The 15,882-nt window shown below is 44.5% G+C and carries 12 protein-coding genes; 4 read left to right on the forward strand and 8 right to left on the reverse strand.

Features of this window, described 5'->3' with window-relative positions; genetic code table 11:
- Positions 1–167 precede the first annotated feature (167 nt).
- Both argS and UF05_RS02225 read left to right on the forward strand, forming a co-directional pair.
- A complete protein-coding gene (gene argS, locus UF05_RS02220; protein WP_005455463.1) occupies positions 168–1,901 on the forward strand; it encodes an arginine--tRNA ligase in 1,734 nt (577 codons plus the stop codon).
- Between the two features lie 125 nt (positions 1,902–2,026).
- Positions 2,027–2,455 (forward strand): HIT family protein, encoded by a 429-nt coding sequence (locus UF05_RS02225; RefSeq protein WP_021449627.1) that lies wholly within the window; start codon positions 2,027–2,029, stop codon positions 2,453–2,455.
- Between the two features lie 117 nt (positions 2,456–2,572).
- On the opposite strand, the gene UF05_RS02230 is transcribed toward UF05_RS02225, so the two are convergent.
- The 5 genes from UF05_RS02230 to znuA form a co-directional block, all read right to left on the reverse strand.
- The gene (locus tag UF05_RS02230) at positions 2,573–2,803 is read right to left on the reverse strand and encodes a FeoC-like transcriptional regulator (RefSeq protein WP_045546189.1); all 231 of its coding nucleotides are present in this window, start codon (positions 2,801–2,803) and stop codon (positions 2,573–2,575) included.
- Positions 2,800–5,076: a Fe(2+) transporter permease subunit FeoB gene (gene feoB, locus UF05_RS02235; protein ID WP_045546190.1), complete on the reverse strand. Its 2,277-nt coding sequence runs from the start codon at positions 5,074–5,076 to the stop codon at positions 2,800–2,802. The genes UF05_RS02230 and feoB overlap by 4 nt, the downstream gene beginning before the upstream one ends.
- A complete protein-coding gene (locus UF05_RS02240; RefSeq protein ID WP_005455496.1) occupies positions 5,076–5,303 on the reverse strand; it encodes a FeoA family protein in 228 nt (75 codons plus the stop codon). The genes feoB and UF05_RS02240 overlap by 1 nt, the downstream gene beginning before the upstream one ends.
- Before the next feature lie 880 nt (positions 5,304–6,183).
- Positions 6,184–9,555: an AraC family transcriptional regulator gene (locus UF05_RS02245; RefSeq protein ID WP_045546191.1), complete on the reverse strand. Its 3,372-nt coding sequence runs from the start codon at positions 9,553–9,555 to the stop codon at positions 6,184–6,186.
- Positions 9,556–9,765: 210 nt separating this feature from the next.
- Positions 9,766–10,644, reverse strand: a complete 879-nt coding sequence (znuA, locus tag UF05_RS02250; protein ID WP_045546192.1) for a zinc ABC transporter substrate-binding protein ZnuA — start codon at positions 10,642–10,644, stop codon at positions 9,766–9,768.
- Positions 10,645–10,722: 78 nt separating this feature from the next.
- On the opposite strand from znuA, the gene znuC reads away from it, so the two are divergent.
- Both znuC and znuB read left to right on the forward strand, forming a co-directional pair.
- A complete protein-coding gene (znuC, locus tag UF05_RS02255; protein WP_025794906.1) occupies positions 10,723–11,511 on the forward strand; it encodes a zinc ABC transporter ATP-binding protein ZnuC in 789 nt (262 codons plus the stop codon).
- The gene (gene znuB, locus UF05_RS02260; RefSeq protein WP_005455500.1) at positions 11,504–12,289 is read left to right on the forward strand and encodes a zinc ABC transporter permease subunit ZnuB; all 786 of its coding nucleotides are present in this window, start codon (positions 11,504–11,506) and stop codon (positions 12,287–12,289) included. Before znuC ends, znuB begins: the two co-directional genes overlap by 8 nt.
- Before the next feature lie 137 nt (positions 12,290–12,426).
- On the opposite strand, the gene sucD is transcribed toward znuB, so the two are convergent.
- The 3 genes from sucD to odhB all read right to left on the reverse strand — a co-directional run bounded on the left by sucD (position 12,427) and on the right by odhB (position 15,865).
- Entirely contained in the window at positions 12,427–13,299 is an 873-nt protein-coding gene (gene sucD, locus UF05_RS02265; protein ID WP_020840251.1) for a succinate--CoA ligase subunit alpha, read from the reverse strand.
- The gene (gene sucC / locus UF05_RS02270; protein ID WP_005496074.1) at positions 13,299–14,465 is read right to left on the reverse strand and encodes an ADP-forming succinate--CoA ligase subunit beta; all 1,167 of its coding nucleotides are present in this window, start codon (positions 14,463–14,465) and stop codon (positions 13,299–13,301) included. Before sucC ends, sucD begins: the two co-directional genes overlap by 1 nt.
- Before the next feature lie 194 nt (positions 14,466–14,659).
- Positions 14,660–15,865 (reverse strand): 2-oxoglutarate dehydrogenase complex dihydrolipoyllysine-residue succinyltransferase, encoded by a 1,206-nt coding sequence (gene odhB, locus UF05_RS02275; protein WP_005455502.1) that lies wholly within the window; start codon positions 15,863–15,865, stop codon positions 14,660–14,662.
- Positions 15,866–15,882: the final 17 nt, after the last annotated feature.

Genomic DNA, 15,882 nt, shown 5'->3' on the forward strand with positions numbered 1-15,882 from the left:
GCAAACAAAGTGACATTTCCATTCAATCGAAAAAGTAAAAATTTCCCCAAATCCTCTCTGTATGAAAAGCAATAAAGTTGTTATCATTAGCCCCATTTTTGTGAACTCCAACAGAACTCGGCGCCTATTTTGCCGAGTTCTTCGTCCTTGAATTGAAGGAAACGCGTGTGAATATCCAAGCACTTATTAATGACAAAGTATCTCAGGCTCTAGAAGCCGCTGGCGCACCTGCAGGAAGCCCTGCTGCTGTTCGTCAATCAGCAAAGCCACAATTTGGTGACTACCAAGCAAACGGCGTAATGGGCGTTGCTAAAAAACTGGGTACTAACCCTCGAGAATTTGCACAGAAAGTACTGGATGTTCTAGACCTAGATGGTATTGCGAGCAAAACAGAAATCGCTGGCCCTGGTTTCATCAACATTTTCCTAAGCGAAGAGTTCCTAGCGAAACAAGCTGACGCAGCACTGGCTGACTCACGCCTTGGCGTTGCAGCTGAAGAAGCTCAAACTATCGTCGCTGACTACTCAGCACCAAACGTTGCAAAAGAAATGCACGTTGGTCACCTACGTTCAACCATCATCGGTGATGCGGTAGTACGTACGCTTGAGTTTCTAGGTCACAAAGTGATCCGCGCGAACCACATCGGCGACTGGGGTACTCAGTTCGGTATGCTTATCGCAAACCTTGAGCGTGTACAACAAGAGTCTGGCGAAGTTTCTATGGAACTGGCGGACCTTGAAGGCTTCTACCGTGAATCCAAAAAGCTGTACGACGAAGATGAAGAATTCGCGGTGAAAGCACGTAACTACGTAGTGAAACTGCAAAGCGGCGATGAATTCTGCGCAGAAATGTGGAAGAAGCTGGTTGACGTAACCATGATCCAAAACCAACGCAACTACGATCGTCTAAACGTATCTCTAACTCGTGATGACGTAATGGGCGAAAGCATGTACAACGACATGCTACCTAAGATCGTAGCAGACCTAAAAGCACAAGGTCTTGCGGTTGAAGATGATGGCGCGCAAGTTGTATTTCTAGAAGAATTCAAGAACAAAGACGGCGAAGCGATGGGCGTTATCGTTCAGAAACGCGACGGCGGCTTCCTATACACAACAACGGACATCGCATGTGCGAAATACCGTTACGAAGAGCTAGGCGCAGACCGCGTACTTTACTTCATCGACTCTCGCCAGCACCAGCACCTAATGCAAGCTTGGACTATCGTTCGTAAAGCGGGCTACGTACCTGAGTCAGTATCTCTTGAGCACCACGCTTTCGGCATGATGCTTGGTAAAGACGGTAAACCATTCAAGACTCGTGCGGGCGGTACAGTTCGTTTGGCGGACCTTCTTGATGAAGCCGAAGTTCGTGCTGCACAGTTGATCGAATCTAAGAACCCAGAGCTAGATGCTGAAGAGAAAGAGAAGATCTCTAAAACAGTGGCGATGGCAGCGGTTAAATATTCTGACCTATCTAAACACCGCACTACTGACTACGTGTTCGATTGGGACAATATGCTAGCGTTTGAAGGTAACACAGCGCCGTACATGCAATACGCATACACTCGCGTTGCCTCTATCTTTGCTAAAGCTGGTGTAGCGATGGATGAACTTCAAGGTGATATCCAAATCACTGACGAAAAAGAAAAAGCGCTTATCGCTAAACTTCTACAATTTGAAGAAGCCGTTCAATCTGTTGCTCGTGAAGGCCAACCGCACATCATGTGTAGCTACCTATTTGAACTAGCGGGTCAATTCTCAAGCTTCTACGAAGCATGCCCAATTCTAGTAGCAGAAGATGAAGCCGTTAAGCAAAGCCGTCTAAAACTGGCAGCCCTAACAGCGAAAACCATCAAGCAAGGTTTATCGCTACTAGGTATCGAAACGCTAGAGCGCATGTAAGCCGCTTTTAAGTTGATAACTTAAGTCGCACAAGCTGAATGATTGCAAAGGTTGACGTGAAAGCGTCAACCTTTTGTTTTATCTGACGTATACTAATTCAAATTGAAATGAATCGGATATCCACAATGAGTTTTGAACTGCACCCTCAATTGGCAAAAGACACCACAGTAATCGGCCACTTCCCTCTTTGCGTTGCACTTCTACATAAAGATAATGCAGTGCCGTGGGTCATCTTAGTTCCTAAACGTGCCAACTTAAAAGAATTGCACCACTTACCGATGAAAGAGCAGCAACAGTTTTTACTTGAATCACAAGCGGTAAGCCAAGCGCTCGAAGCGACTTTCCGCCCTGACAAGTTGAATCTTGGCGCACTTGGTAACATGGTGCCGCAGCTACACATTCATCATATCGCACGCTTTAAGGACGACGTTGCATGGCCAGGGCCGATTTGGGGAAACACAAGCGGCGAGTTTCGCAGCGAAAAAGAACAAGATGAGATTCTCAAACGTATTGGAAATGTATTGTCGCTAAGCTCGATCTTCCATAAAGCTTAATTAATATTCAGCCGCTATGAGATTTGCTTGCCAGCGACAATGCTATTGATTAGAAACGAAAAAGCCGCATCAGAAATGACGCGGCTTTATTATTTGTAAACTTTGGTTGATGAACCACTACATAGTAACAGTGAGTGACAACTCGTCTTGTTTTGTCACGGCATAACGAACACGCATCACATCTCGAGCTTTATTGGTATCAACCATGCGGCTAATTTTACCCTTCTTGATCCACACGCTTAACATTGCATCCGCACCATCTTCACTCATTCCAAACTGCTTAGCCAGCTCAGACTGTGAGACCGTCCCTTTGTCTGCAATATATTGATAAAGCTCATTTAAAATCATGCGACTTGCGCCTCTAATGTACCATGTTGTTTTTTACCAATACGTTTAAATACGCGATAAGTTCCGATGAAGATTGAAACAATAATTGCCATCCAGACACCGCTGGTAATTGGGCTTTCAGAGAAATGCGTCAACTGATTGTAGAACGTTGCACATAGGTAAGCTAAACCCATCGTCCATACCGCAATAAAACGTGCGAAGTTATGGCCAAATTCACGAACATACGCCCCCATCGCAGCAACACATGGTGTGTACAACAAGATGAAGATCAAGTAAGCAAATGCTGCATGACCAGAAACAAACTGAGACTTAATATTACCGAAGATAGACGCATCCACTTCTTGTTCTTCTGCAACTGCATTTGAATCTGTTAGATCACCCACCTCGATGCCTAATGGATCAGAGTAACTCAAGCCTGCAAGGTTCTCAGGAATACTCATTACCGCATCTTTTAGGCTACCCATCAGATCGAACTCTGCTTCTTCACCGTCACTTGGCGACGTGTACAAACTGTTTAGCGTACCAACGACCGCCTCTTTGGCGAAAATACCGGTAATAATACCAACCGTTGCTGGCCAGTTATCTTCTTGAATGCCAATTGGCGCAAACACTGGCGTTACCACTTGTGCCGCTTTAGAAAGTACAGAGTTTTCACTGTCTTCATTACCAAAGCTGCCATCTGTACCTAACGAGTTTAGGAAACTTAGGATAGCAACAACCACAACGATGGTTTTACCTGCACCCAGTACGAAGCGCTTAAGCTTTTGCCAAGTTTTGATCACGACGTTTTGCAATGTTGGCAATTCGTAGTCTGGCATTTCCATGACTAAGCTATCGCTGCTGCCAGGGTAAAGAGTGTGCTTTAAGAAAAGACCGGTGAAGATCGCAGCCACAATACCTAATAGATAAAGTGCAAAGACAATGTTTTGACCAGAACCAGGAAAGAACGCCGCCGCAAACAGTGCATATACAGGTAAACGAGCACCACATGACATAAATGGCGCCATCGATGCCGCTAACTTACGCTCACGTTCTTGGTCTAGAGTGCGTGTTGCCATGATTGACGGCACGTTACAACCAAAACCAAGAACCAACGGCACAAACGCTTTACCCGGCAAGCCGATTTTCTGCATCACTTTATCGAGTACAAACGCAGCGCGAGCCATGTAACCCGAACTCTCAAGCACAGCGAGGAACAAATACAAACACGCAATGACAGGAATAAAGGTCGCTACCGTTTGGATACCGCCACCAATACCATCGGCAATAACCGTCACAAGCCAAACTGGCAAATGACCATCCAATAGGTGATGACCGCCATCAACCAAAAGTGCGCCAACGCCGATATCAAAGAAATCGATAAATGCACTACCAATGTTAATCGAGAACATAAACATTAGGTACATCACAACAAAGAAGAATGGAATCCCCACCCACTTGTTCAAAATAAACTGATCAAGTTTTTCGGTAACACTGCGGCTGAGTTTGCCTTCACTGCGGCGAACTTTTTTACATTGTTCGTGCAGATGTGTGTATTTGGTATCCGCAACGTGTAAATCAATATCCAAATCTAAAGTCGCAATCGCTTCCAGTACTTTGCTTCTATCAAGATCGGACAGGCTATTGAGAACCATCGTGTCTTTTTCTAGAGCACGGATCGCTAATGCACGATGAGAAACGGTTTGATCGTTAAATAGAGAAGAAATATGCTCGATCGCTGCTTCCATCTTATCGCCGTAATTCAAAGAGCGGTCTTTTAGCGCAACACCCTGAACTATGGCTTTGTGGAGTTTTTCTTTAAACTCAGCAACTTGTGCTTTATTAGTGGCAGACAAACTGATCACTGGGCAACCTAGCGTCTTTTCTAACTCAGCAATGTTGATCATCTGACGTTCACGCTTTAACGCATCCATTTTGTTGAGAACAACAACCATCGGACGACCAAGCTCACGAAGTTGCAGCGTCATATATAGACTGCGCTCTAAGCTGGTGGCATCAATCACGTTGATGATCAAATCAGCTGGGTGCGTCAACACCGCACGAGAAGCGATGGATTCATCGATACTGTTACTATCGTTACCGCTATCCAGAGAGTAAATGCCCGGCAAGTCCGTCAGTAAAAACTCATCACCCGCGTGCTTAAATTGACCCGTTTTTTTCTCAACAGTCACGCCAGCCCAGTTACCGACTTGCTGTTTGGCACCAGTCAAACCATTAAAAAGAGTAGTTTTACCGCTGTTTGGGTTACCTACAGTAAGAACTTGATACTGCATTACACTCGCTCCACTTCAATTTTTTGAGCAATGGTTTCTCTTAACGCAACAGATACACCGCGTACCTCAACTTGTAGCGGGTCTCCCATCGGCGCGCGTCTGATCACCTTAACTTCTGTGTTCGGAAGTAGCCCCATTACCATAAGCTTTTTTCTAATATCTGATGAAAGACCATCTAACAAACGAATTGTCACCGTATCGCCAGGTTTAATTTCTGATAATTTCATAGTGGCCCTTAAGAGTATTGCTAATGATAAATATTATTATTTAAGAGTATTTAGGCTGCGATAATACTCCTCTATACCCTTCCATTCATTGTGTGAAATCAAAGATTCCATAATTGCCTTTCATGTTTTGAACGTTAACTCCGTTAAGTTTCACCTCGTCATTTTCGTCAAAATCGACATTTTGAAAACCATAAAAAAGAAACAAAAGCTTAACACCGCCTAAGCAGAATAAATATTCTGATTTAAAATTAATGACTTAAAATAAAAAATCAACATTGTCGCTTTTCTCATATCAACCTGTCGTTATTTTTATAAGAAAAATAAGTGAGGTCTCGTATAGTTATTCCATCGAGAGGGCAACCTCTTAAAAGAATTCCAGAGGTGGCATGGCAACATGTCACTCCGGCAGCAAGCGAAGGTGTCATTGACACCCGTGGTATAGTCCCCCCGGCTATACCACGATATTTTTTTTCACTTCTTTTCTACTCCCGATTTAAACCTTTAACAACCAACCTCCTGTAACTAGAAGCACTTTAGTTAAGCTTTCTATATCCTATTTATATGTGCTGTTTGGCGAAAACAAATTGCTACAACGTTGTACATTGCTGTTTCACTTACCTATCACAACGCATAAATTAGGCAAAAAACTCTTGCCTAACAACACACAAAGGCATTGCAGCTCTTTATTGCTGCGAACTACATAAGAAAGTACAGATGCTTTACTTACTCAGAACAACTCAAAAAAACAGAACGCTGCGTAGCCCGAGGCGACTAGAATGGTTTAGTTGCGGTATCAGAACGAATCACGCCGTTAAACGAGAGGAGGTGACTTAGATAACATCCGTGTTGTAACTACTAACGATGTTCGAAAGATTGAAGGCTAATTTGCGTGACTGTCTTGTTCCAGCGCGAACTTTGATGGAGGTAAACCAAAGTGCAACTTGAACTTCTGGCTGAAGTAAGAGGGATCATTGAAACCGCAATTGAAAGCCACTTCACTGATTTTTTCACCTGCGAGTAACTGTTCACAAGCAGTTTCTAACCGTACCTCCGTTAAATAATCTTTTAACGTTCTTGACGAGGCCGACTTAAAGCGGCGTTGTAAACTACGTTCAGACATAAATAACATCTTAGCCGCTGTCGCAGTACCAAAATCAGGGTCATGGTAATGCTCAGCAACTAACTGATAAACCTTTTGTAGCCACTCATTCTCTGGACTGGCTTTTTCTTCGGCGATGTTTTCTGGCACAAATTCTGGTAAAACTTCCTCAACATGGCTCAACTCTTTTGCCATCGGCCAAGTAATCTCAATTTTATTCTGCGCATCAGAAGTGAACACCGCTAAGTGCCCTCCACTCACCGTAACCAGTTGCGAAAGATTGTCGATACTCAAGTCCACATTGTTATTCGCAGGGCGACTTAGAGAAAGTTTATTTGGCAATTGCGTTCCGTAATCCAAAAAGCTGAGTGAGACAATGTCCCGTCCCTCTTCTAGCATCACTTTAACGGCTTGACCTCGGAAAGAGCGCTTGATGATGTTGGCAAAGATATTGTTAAAGATAACATCCAGATTGAAACTCTCTAGAGCAATACGGCTAGACTTGTTCTCATCCTCTAACTCCACAGAGATCCCCGCTTTGGCAAAATCGTCTCGCCACACATCCACCACAGATTGCGTAATTTGGCTTAGGTTGTAGTTTTGACTGCCGTTACTCGCATCACCTGGAGCACTTTTAAGCTCATTCAGCTGCCAGTAAGTTTTTGATACGTGATCCTGTGTGATGGAATCTCTCTCCACTGGCAATTTTGACGAGATATAATCGACGCTGGTTTTTATAGACTGAGCAACATGGTCAACTAATAGATTTCTAACCTGAATTTGCTTTCTTAACTGTTGGTTACTCGTCAATAATACGCGGCTTTGATGCCTTAGCTGGTTGGTCTTTAGAGTGACCTGAGCAGCAAGCTCTCGGTTTGCTTGCATAACATATCGTGATCGCCAGTACATGATAAGACCGATAAGCGTAGAAATTGAGACGAAAAAGCCTAATATCGCAAGCTGGGATAGATACCATGGTTTGAGCACTTCAAAACGAGACTCTAAGCCAACAACGCCCGCCGTTACCTGTGACTCGTTACTCACTTGAAGGTGATATTCCCCAGAGTTAAGGTGCTCTAAGGTTAACTGTCCCCCTTCTAAGGTCTGCCATCGATCGTCTTCGTTTAAGCGGTAGTACAGGTTCTGGCTATCCGGTTTAGGCATGATGCCAAAGAGAAAACTCAGCGAAGAACCATAAGGCAGCTTAATCCCATCAAGGTCGGAACTCCCCACTTGGATTACATCGTTTTCAAGCATCACTTGGCTAACAATAAAGCGGGATTCTGGCGGGTTTGACACCAATAGTTTTGAAGCCTCCGCTTTAACTAATCCATATTTTGAGCCTAAAACAAGTTCACGTTCACCATCTTCTGTGCGTTTCACTACGCTACATATCCCAGGAATAAACTCATTATTAATCAAGCCCGATGCAGATGAATAGTGTTTAACTAACTCACCGGACAATCGGTAGTAACTCACCCCAACAGAAGATGCGAGCCACACACCTTTCGCATCACTAATCAAACACGCCGGACGAGCATTCGCAACACTCATCTCCAAGACTTGCTTGGCTTCGCCACCAGCCACTGTTTTAAACAACCCATAGGAAGAGGCAAACCACTGAGAGCCATCCGCCGCTGTCACTATATCTAGCGACTCGCCATATTTTTCCGAGAAACGATTGAAACGAATACGTTCATCATCGTATTCATAAATGCCGTGGTCCGTACCAATAAAAAGCTTATCTTCGGTATCATATAAGCGCGTCACTTTAGCTGGTAAATACTGACTCACGATCCATTCACTACCAAAGTTTCTGACGGATTGCTTGTCGATATCAACGTTGTAAAGTTGGTAACCGCTGGATACCCACAAACGGTTTGTGTCGTCGAGAGCAATATGTTCAACAGCATGCCCAGCCATCACTTGTAAATAAGGGAAGCTAACCTTTTTCAGCCCCTCCAATTGGAATATCTCCAAGCCTTTTGAAGTGGCAAGCCATAACATGCCTCGTTGGAACGCAAATTCGTTAATCTGAGAATCTAATTCTAAGACTTTTACAATCCCTTCCGCGCCAGAACGATACAGTTTGCGGTCATCGGCAAACCAAAGCACACCATCTGGCCCTGTTACCGTTTGTCTGATGCGACCAGATAAGGTTTGCGAGTCATAGCTACTAAAAGTGACTCGCTCAAATTTTTTGCTGAACAAAGAGTAATAACGAATACCTTGGTTGGTCGCAATCCACATTCCGCCCATGTTGTCGCTAAGTAAGGAATAAATTTTAGTGCTATCGAGCTCTAACTCTAAGAAGCTCGCAGGCTCAACTTCAGTAACTTCACCAGTTAAAAACGAGTAGAGATACAAACCGTGCTCAGTACCAACCCAATACTCTTGATTGGTCTCTGAAAACGTCAGTACGTGGGAGCCGCCAATTTTGACGATCTCTTTGTTCGGCTCGTAAATATTGAAGATCAACGCGCCTTTTAAGGTGCCGACCAATATCTCGCGTCTCGTATGCGAGTAGTACACTTTTTCAATGTAGTTTTGGCCCGACGAAATCACATGATCAAATTTATTACCTTCAGAGAGATAGACACCAGATGTTGTAGCCAACGCCCATTTGGTTTCGATCAGAATCGCATCATTGATGTACACATAACTATTATTGCTATGTTGATAAAGTTGAAGCAGTGAAAATGAATCAAGTTCATTGGTTTTGATGTTGTAGGTATAAAAATGTGCGCCATCACTGACCCAAATATAATCACCTGATGAACCTATTTTTCTAATTTGCGCCCCGGGGTTAAGGCTAAAGACCAACTGCCTTTCTTTGTTTGGGTAGGTCTGATAAACCTCATTTTCGACAAAGGTCCAGAATGACCCTTGATGATACGCAAGCTGCTTTGCAGTCGTTTGCAAAAAACTGCCTGATTTTGGCAGAACATTCTGGCCGTCATAAAAAAGAACGCGGCCATGTACATCATGAATCCATAGCCCACCTTGCTCGCCCAAGAACAATTTTTTCGCAGCAATAAAAGTGCCCTTAACCTGAGTAGGCAAAGGGTAAAAGATGGCATTTGCGTTGTTCAGCGCAAATGCTTGAGATGATATGAAGAGTCCCCAGAAAATCAGGACAAGTTGGCGAAGCAAGACGAAAACCTTATATATCAATTTATATCAACTCAACTCCCTATAGGCCTTCCGTAGCTCTTGTGAGTAGGGTTATTTTGAGCCGCTAATTATTGATAATGATATCTCAATTCCTTTTATAGAAAAGGTTCGTCTTGCCAAAGGTTGTAATTCTTACTGCTAGATCACGTAAAAGAGACATTTCATCCGCAAAACTACAACTAATTACCCTTATTTAGCCAAACATTGCTCAAAGCTGTCAGCCATGTTGCCTAACAAGTTAAAGTAACTGCCTGGCTCCACCTTGATCGTACTGCCTAATGGGTCAAGCTCGCCTTTGTCGACATCGCTGCCACGCATCACACTCTCGACAACGGCTGGTGTAAATTGAGGCTCAGAAAACACACAAGCCACGTTACCTGAGCCTAGGTTTTTTCTGATCTGAATTAGCGTCTTGGCTCCCGGCTTTCGGTCGGGAGTCACCGTAAAGTGTCCTAGATTATTTAACTGGTAACGCTCTTCAAAATAACCGTACGCATCATGGAAAACGAAGTATCCTTGGTTCTTCACTGGTGCTAACTGCTGCTCTATTTCCTTATCTTTAGCCGCAAGCTGTTCTTCAAATTGAACAAGATTGTTGCTGTACGTTTTCGCATTAGCTGGATCGATTTCCGCCAATTTGTTCACAACAGCTTGGGCGACCTGTTTAACCGGTTTAATACCCAACCAAAAGTGCGGGTCGTGGCTACCGTGGTTATGACCGTCGTGATCATGCGAATGCTCTCTATCAAACTCACGAAGCGCTAGATTTGGTATTTCGCTTAGCGTCAGTGTACTAGATCTATTTGATACGACTTTTTCAAGAAACGGTTCCAAATCATGACCATACCAAATCACCAAATCCGCAGACGCGACTTTTTTTACATCAGAAGGTCGCAGCGAATAATCGTGTGGTGATGCGTTTGACTGAACTAGCACTTCAGGAGTAGTGACGCCTTCCGTCAGTTCAGTCACCATCAGTTGGATCGGTTTAATGCTTGTAAGTACTGTTATCGCCTGCGCTGGCAAGGTTAACATGGCTGAAACAGCAAGAATTAAAGCTCTTTTCATAGTTTTACTTGGGATATGGCGTAGAAAGTGCGATAATGTTACATTATAACATTATAGTTTTGCAAATGAGTTTCATTCATGTCTTCATTAGTCAGTCTTGAACGATTGTGCGTCGAGTTCGATGATCGCAGAGTTCTCGATAACATCAGCATGGAATTAGAAAAGGGCAAAATCACAACCCTAATCGGTCCCAACGGAGCGGGAAAATCCACGTTAGTTAAAGTCATTTTAGGGCTTCAAAAGCCGACTAGCGGAAAATTGGTTAAAGCTAAAAAGCTAAAAATTGGTTATGTGCCTCAGAAACTGAAACTCAACGACTCTTTGCCGCTAAACGTTATCCGTTTCTTAAATTTAGCAGGAAAGTACAGCAAACAAGAATGCCTTGATGCATTAAGACTAGTTGGTGCAGAGCACTTAATTCAGAGCAACATGCACCGCCTTTCCGGTGGTGAAAACCAACGCGTCCTACTTGCCCGCGCGCTGCTACAACGCCCTGACTTGTTGGTTCTTGATGAACCAGCTCAAGGTGTTGATGTTCAGGGACAAATCGATCTATACGATTTGATTGAAAGCATCCGTCACCGCTTCGATTGCGCTGTGTTTATGGTATCTCATGATTTGCATTTGGTCATGGCAAAAACAGACGATGTAATTTGTTTGCACCACCACGTTTGTTGTTCGGGATCACCAGCAACGATCACTCAGCATCCTTCTTACATAGCATTGTTTGGTAACGCAGCGAGAGAATCACTCGCGTTTTATCATCACGACCACGAGCATCACCATCACGATTTGTCTGGCTCTCCAGTATCGGGCGACGCTACCTCGTGCTCTAACCATAGCCACGGACATCATCACCATGATTGAGTTTCTTCTACCTTCTATTCTCGCTGGTATTGGTATTGCAATCATCGCAGGTCCACTTGGGTCTTTCGTTGTATGGCGCAAAATGGCCTACTTCGGTGACACTCTTGCCCATGCATCGTTAATGGGGCTCGCTCTCGGGTTCTTACTGAACGTTAACCTCTATCTTGCGCTGCTAGTCTGCTGTTTAGCATTAGCGGTACTCCTTGTAACACTGCAAAGGCAGCAACTGGTGGCCACAGATACCCTACTCGGAATTCTGGCTCACAGCTCTTTGTCTATCGGTTTGGTGTCAGTAAGCTTTTTGGACAATGTTCGTGTCGATCTAATGAGTTACCTATTTGGTGATTTATTAGCTGTATCACCAGAAGATTTGATGTTTATTTATGCCGGCGTAATTGCCGTTAGTGCATGTTTGTACATATTCTGGCGACCGTTATTATCAAGTACCGTCAGCGAAGAGCTAGCCGCTGTAGAAGGTGTGAACACAGATTTAATTCGTCTGGTCTTGATGCTGATGGTGGGCGTAGTGATTGCGGTAGGTATGAAGTTTGTCGGTGCCCTTATCATGACTTCACTACTGATCATCCCAGCAGCAACAGCGCGTAAGTTGTCTTCTACACCAGAACAAATGGCATTCTTCGCATCCATCATAGGTGCGATTTCAGTTCTAATGGGACTGAGTCTGTCTTGGCACTTCGACACACCAGCAGGCCCGTCAGTGGTGATCAGTGCGACTTCTTTGTTTATGCTGAGCCAACTGATTCAGCGGAAAGCTTAGTTATAAGCACAAGTTAAGCAAACGGATCTGGTGATTAAGAATTCTCAGTGCTATTGCTGGTTACATACAAAATCAATACAAGATCAGATACAAAAAAGCCCGGCAATGCCAGGCTTTTTTATTTTACGAGTCAGAAATTACCAACCAGTTACTTCACGTAGACCTTGACCGATGTCTGCTAGAGACTTAACTGTCTTAACGCCTGCCGCTTCTAGTGCAGCAAATTTGTCTTCTGCAGTACCTTTACCACCTGAGATAATCGCACCAGCGTGGCCCATACGTTTACCTGGAGGTGCAGTTACACCAGCGATGTAAGAAACAACTGGCTTAGTTACGTTTTCTTTAATGAACTCCGCCGCTTCTTCTTCTGCTGTGCCACCGATTTCACCGATCATTACGATCGCTTCAGTTTCTGGGTCTTCTTGGAACAGTTTTAGGATATCAATGAAGTTTGAACCTGGGATTGGGTCACCACCGATACCAACACACGTAGACTGACCGAAGCCTTCATCTGTAGTTTGTTTAACAGCTTCGTAAGTTAAAGTACCAGAGCGAGATACGATACCTACTTTACCTTTCTTGTGGATGTGACCAGGCATGATACCGATCTTACACTCATCTGGAGTAATAACACCCGGACAGTTAGGACCGATCATGCGAACGCCAGTTTCTTCTAGCTTCACTTTCACGTCGATCATATCTGTTGTAGGAATACCTTCAGTGATGGTTACGATTAGCTCGATACCCGCATCAATCGCTTCTAGGATTGCATCTTTACAGAAAGGTGCTGGAACGTAAATTACTGTTGCAGTTGCACCAGTCGCTTCTACTGCTTCGCGTACTGTGTTGAATACAGGTAGACCTAGGTGAGTTTGGCCACCTTTACCTGGAGACACACCACCAACCATTTGCGTACCGTATGCGATAGCTTGCTCTGAGTGGAAAGTACCTTGACCACCAGTGAAACCCTGACAGATTACTTTAGTGTCTTTGTTAATTAATACAGACATTATTTAGCCTCCGCAGCAGCAACAACTTTCTGAGCAGCATCCGTTAGCGACTCAGCAGCAATGATATCAACATCAGAATTAGCAAGCACTTCGCGACCTAGGTCTGCGTTAGTACCTTCTAGACGAACAACAACAGGTACGTTTACACCTACCTCTTTAACTGCACCGATAATACCTTCTGCGATCATGTCACAACGAACGATACCACCGAAGATGTTTACGAGTACCGCTTTCACATTGTCATCAGATAGGATGATCTTGAATGCTTCAGCAACGCGTTCTTTAGTTGCGCCGCCACCTACGTCTAGGAAATTCGCTGGTTTGCCGCCATGTAGGTTTACGATATCCATCGTACCCATTGCTAGGCCAGCACCGTTAACCATACAGCCAACGTTGCCATCTAGTGCTACGTAGTTCAGTTCCCACTGAGCTGCGTGCGCTTCACGCTCATCTTCTTGTGATGGATCGTGCATTTCACGTAGCTTAGGCTGACGGTAAAGTGCGTTTGAGTCGATGTTGATCTTACCGTCAAGACATAGCAGGTTGCCTTCAGCAGTAATCACAAGCGGGTTGATCTCTAGTAGAGCAAGGTCGTACTGAGAGAACATAGTGCCAAGACCCATAAAGATCTTAACGAATTGTTTGATTTGGTCACCTTCAAGACCAAGTTTGAACGCAAGCTCACGACCTTGGTAAGCTTGAGGGCCGACTAGTGGATCGATGGCTGCTTTGTGGATTAGCTCCGGAGTTTCTTCCGCAACTTTTTCGATTTCCACACCGCCTTCTGTAGAAGCCATGAAAACGATCTTACGGCTAGCACGGTCAACTACCGCACCTAAGTAAAGTTCGTTGGCAATGTTTGACGCTTCTTCAACAAGGATTTTTGTAACTGGCTGACCATTTGCATCTGTTTGGTAAGTTACTAGATTTTTACCTAGCCACTTTTGCGCAAACTCTTTTACACCTTCTTTAGTGTCGTGAAGCTCTACGCCACCCGCTTTACCGCGACCACCAGCGTGAACCTGACACTTGACTACTTTCTTTGCTGTGCTGATACGGCCTGCTGCTTCAAACGCTTCTTGTGGTGTATCACATGCGTAGCCTTCTGGCACAGGCAAACCGAATTCTGCAAACAGCTGTTTGGCTTGGTATTCATGCAAATTCATTTCGATATTCCGTTTGTTTTTCCCTTGAGGGATTTATTATTTCCATAACGCTGCAGTCTTGGCTGCTTGTACGTCTGTAGGGTCTTCTCAAGTAAATCACTGAGTGATTCAAATGAAGGCCAGACGTTGAGCTAGTCTAGCCATTGAAATTTTCAACGTCTAGCCACCCTAGGTAACTAGACGTTTTAGCGATATTAAACGTCTAATAGGAGACGCGCTGGATCTTCTAGTAGCTCTTTAATCGTTACTAGGAAGCCAACTGACTCACGGCCATCGATCAAACGGTGGTCGTAAGATAGCGCTAGGTACATCATCGGTAGGATTTCAACTTTACCGTTCACAGCCATCGGGCGTTCTTGGATTTTATGCATACCAAGGATTGCCGATTGCGGTGGGTTGATGATAGGCGTAGACATTAGAGAACCGAACACACCACCGTTAGTGATAGTGAAGTTACCACCCATCAACTCATCTACTGTTAACTTGCCATCACGACCTTTGATCGCTAGCTCTTTGATGCCTTTTTCAACATCTGCAAAGCCAAGCTTGTCGCAGTCTTTTAGCACTGGAGTTACTAGACCTCGTGGCGTTGATACCGCCATGCTAATGTCAAAGTAGTTGTGGTAAACGATGTCATCACCATCGATTGATGCATTTACTTCTGGGTAACGTTTTAGTGCTTCAGTCACTGCTTTCACATAGAAAGACATGAAGCCAAGACGAATACCGTGACGCTCTTCGAACTGGTCTTTGTATTGCTTACGAAGATCCATGATTGGCTTCATGTTCACTTCGTTAAACGTCGTTAGCATTGCGGTGCTATTTTTCGCTTCCAACAGGCGGTTTGCAACCGTCTTACGTAGGCGAGTCATTGGCACACGCTTCTCACTACGAGCGGTTGCTGGAGCTTCAACTGCTGGAGCATCAGCTTTTGGAGCCGCTTTAGCGTTTGCTAGATGCGCTTCGATATCTTCACGAGTAATACGACCGCCAACACCAGTACCTTTAACTTGGTGTGCTTCTAGACCATGTTCCGCAAGTAAACGACGAACGGCAGGGCTAAGTGCATCATTGCTTTCTTCAGTCAGTGTCGCTTTGTGACGCTTATCTGGAGAAGCTTCCGTTGCTTCTGTTTTGTCTGCGGTTGGCTCGCCCGCAACAGCGCCGGCTTTCAATTTAGCAAGAAGTTGCTTTGAAAGTACCGTTGCACCTTCTACTTCAAGAATGGCTTCTAAAACACCGGCTTCCGGAGCTGGCACTTCTAGTACAACTTTGTCAGTTTCAATATCAACCAGAACTTCATCACGCTCTACGGTGTCGCCTGGTTGTTTGTGCCATGTCGCCACGGTTGCATCAGCAACTGATTCAGGTAAATCTGGAACCAGAATTTCAATTGTCATATCTGTTTCTTCCTTTA

This window comes from Vibrio sp. S457-15 (genome assembly GCF_000960545.1).
Classification (GTDB): domain Bacteria; phylum Pseudomonadota; class Gammaproteobacteria; order Enterobacterales; family Vibrionaceae; genus Vibrio; species Vibrio parahaemolyticus.

Bases quoted from the DNA above. Each gene is read 5' to 3' on its own strand.
- sucC (WP_005496074.1), bottom strand. From the start codon at position 14,465: ATGAATTTGCATGAATACCAAGCCAAACAGCTGTTTGCAGAATTCGGT.
- UF05_RS02230 (WP_045546189.1), bottom strand. From the start codon at position 2,803: ATGATTTTAAATGAGCTTTATCAATATATTGCAGACAAAGGGACGGTC.
- sucD (WP_020840251.1), bottom strand. From the start codon at position 13,299: ATGTCTGTATTAATTAACAAAGACACTAAAGTAATCTGTCAGGGTTTC.
- znuA (WP_045546192.1), bottom strand. From the start codon at position 10,644: ATGAAAAGAGCTTTAATTCTTGCTGTTTCAGCCATGTTAACCTTGCCA.
- UF05_RS02225 (WP_021449627.1), top strand. From the start codon at position 2,027: ATGAGTTTTGAACTGCACCCTCAATTGGCAAAAGACACCACAGTAATC.
- UF05_RS02240 (WP_005455496.1), bottom strand. From the start codon at position 5,303: ATGAAATTATCAGAAATTAAACCTGGCGATACGGTGACAATTCGTTTG.
- odhB (WP_005455502.1), bottom strand. From the start codon at position 15,865: ATGACAATTGAAATTCTGGTTCCAGATTTACCTGAATCAGTTGCTGAT.
- znuC (WP_025794906.1), top strand. From the start codon at position 10,723: ATGTCTTCATTAGTCAGTCTTGAACGATTGTGCGTCGAGTTCGATGAT.
- znuB (WP_005455500.1), top strand. From the start codon at position 11,504: ATGATTGAGTTTCTTCTACCTTCTATTCTCGCTGGTATTGGTATTGCA.
- feoB (WP_045546190.1), bottom strand. From the start codon at position 5,076: ATGCAGTATCAAGTTCTTACTGTAGGTAACCCAAACAGCGGTAAAACT.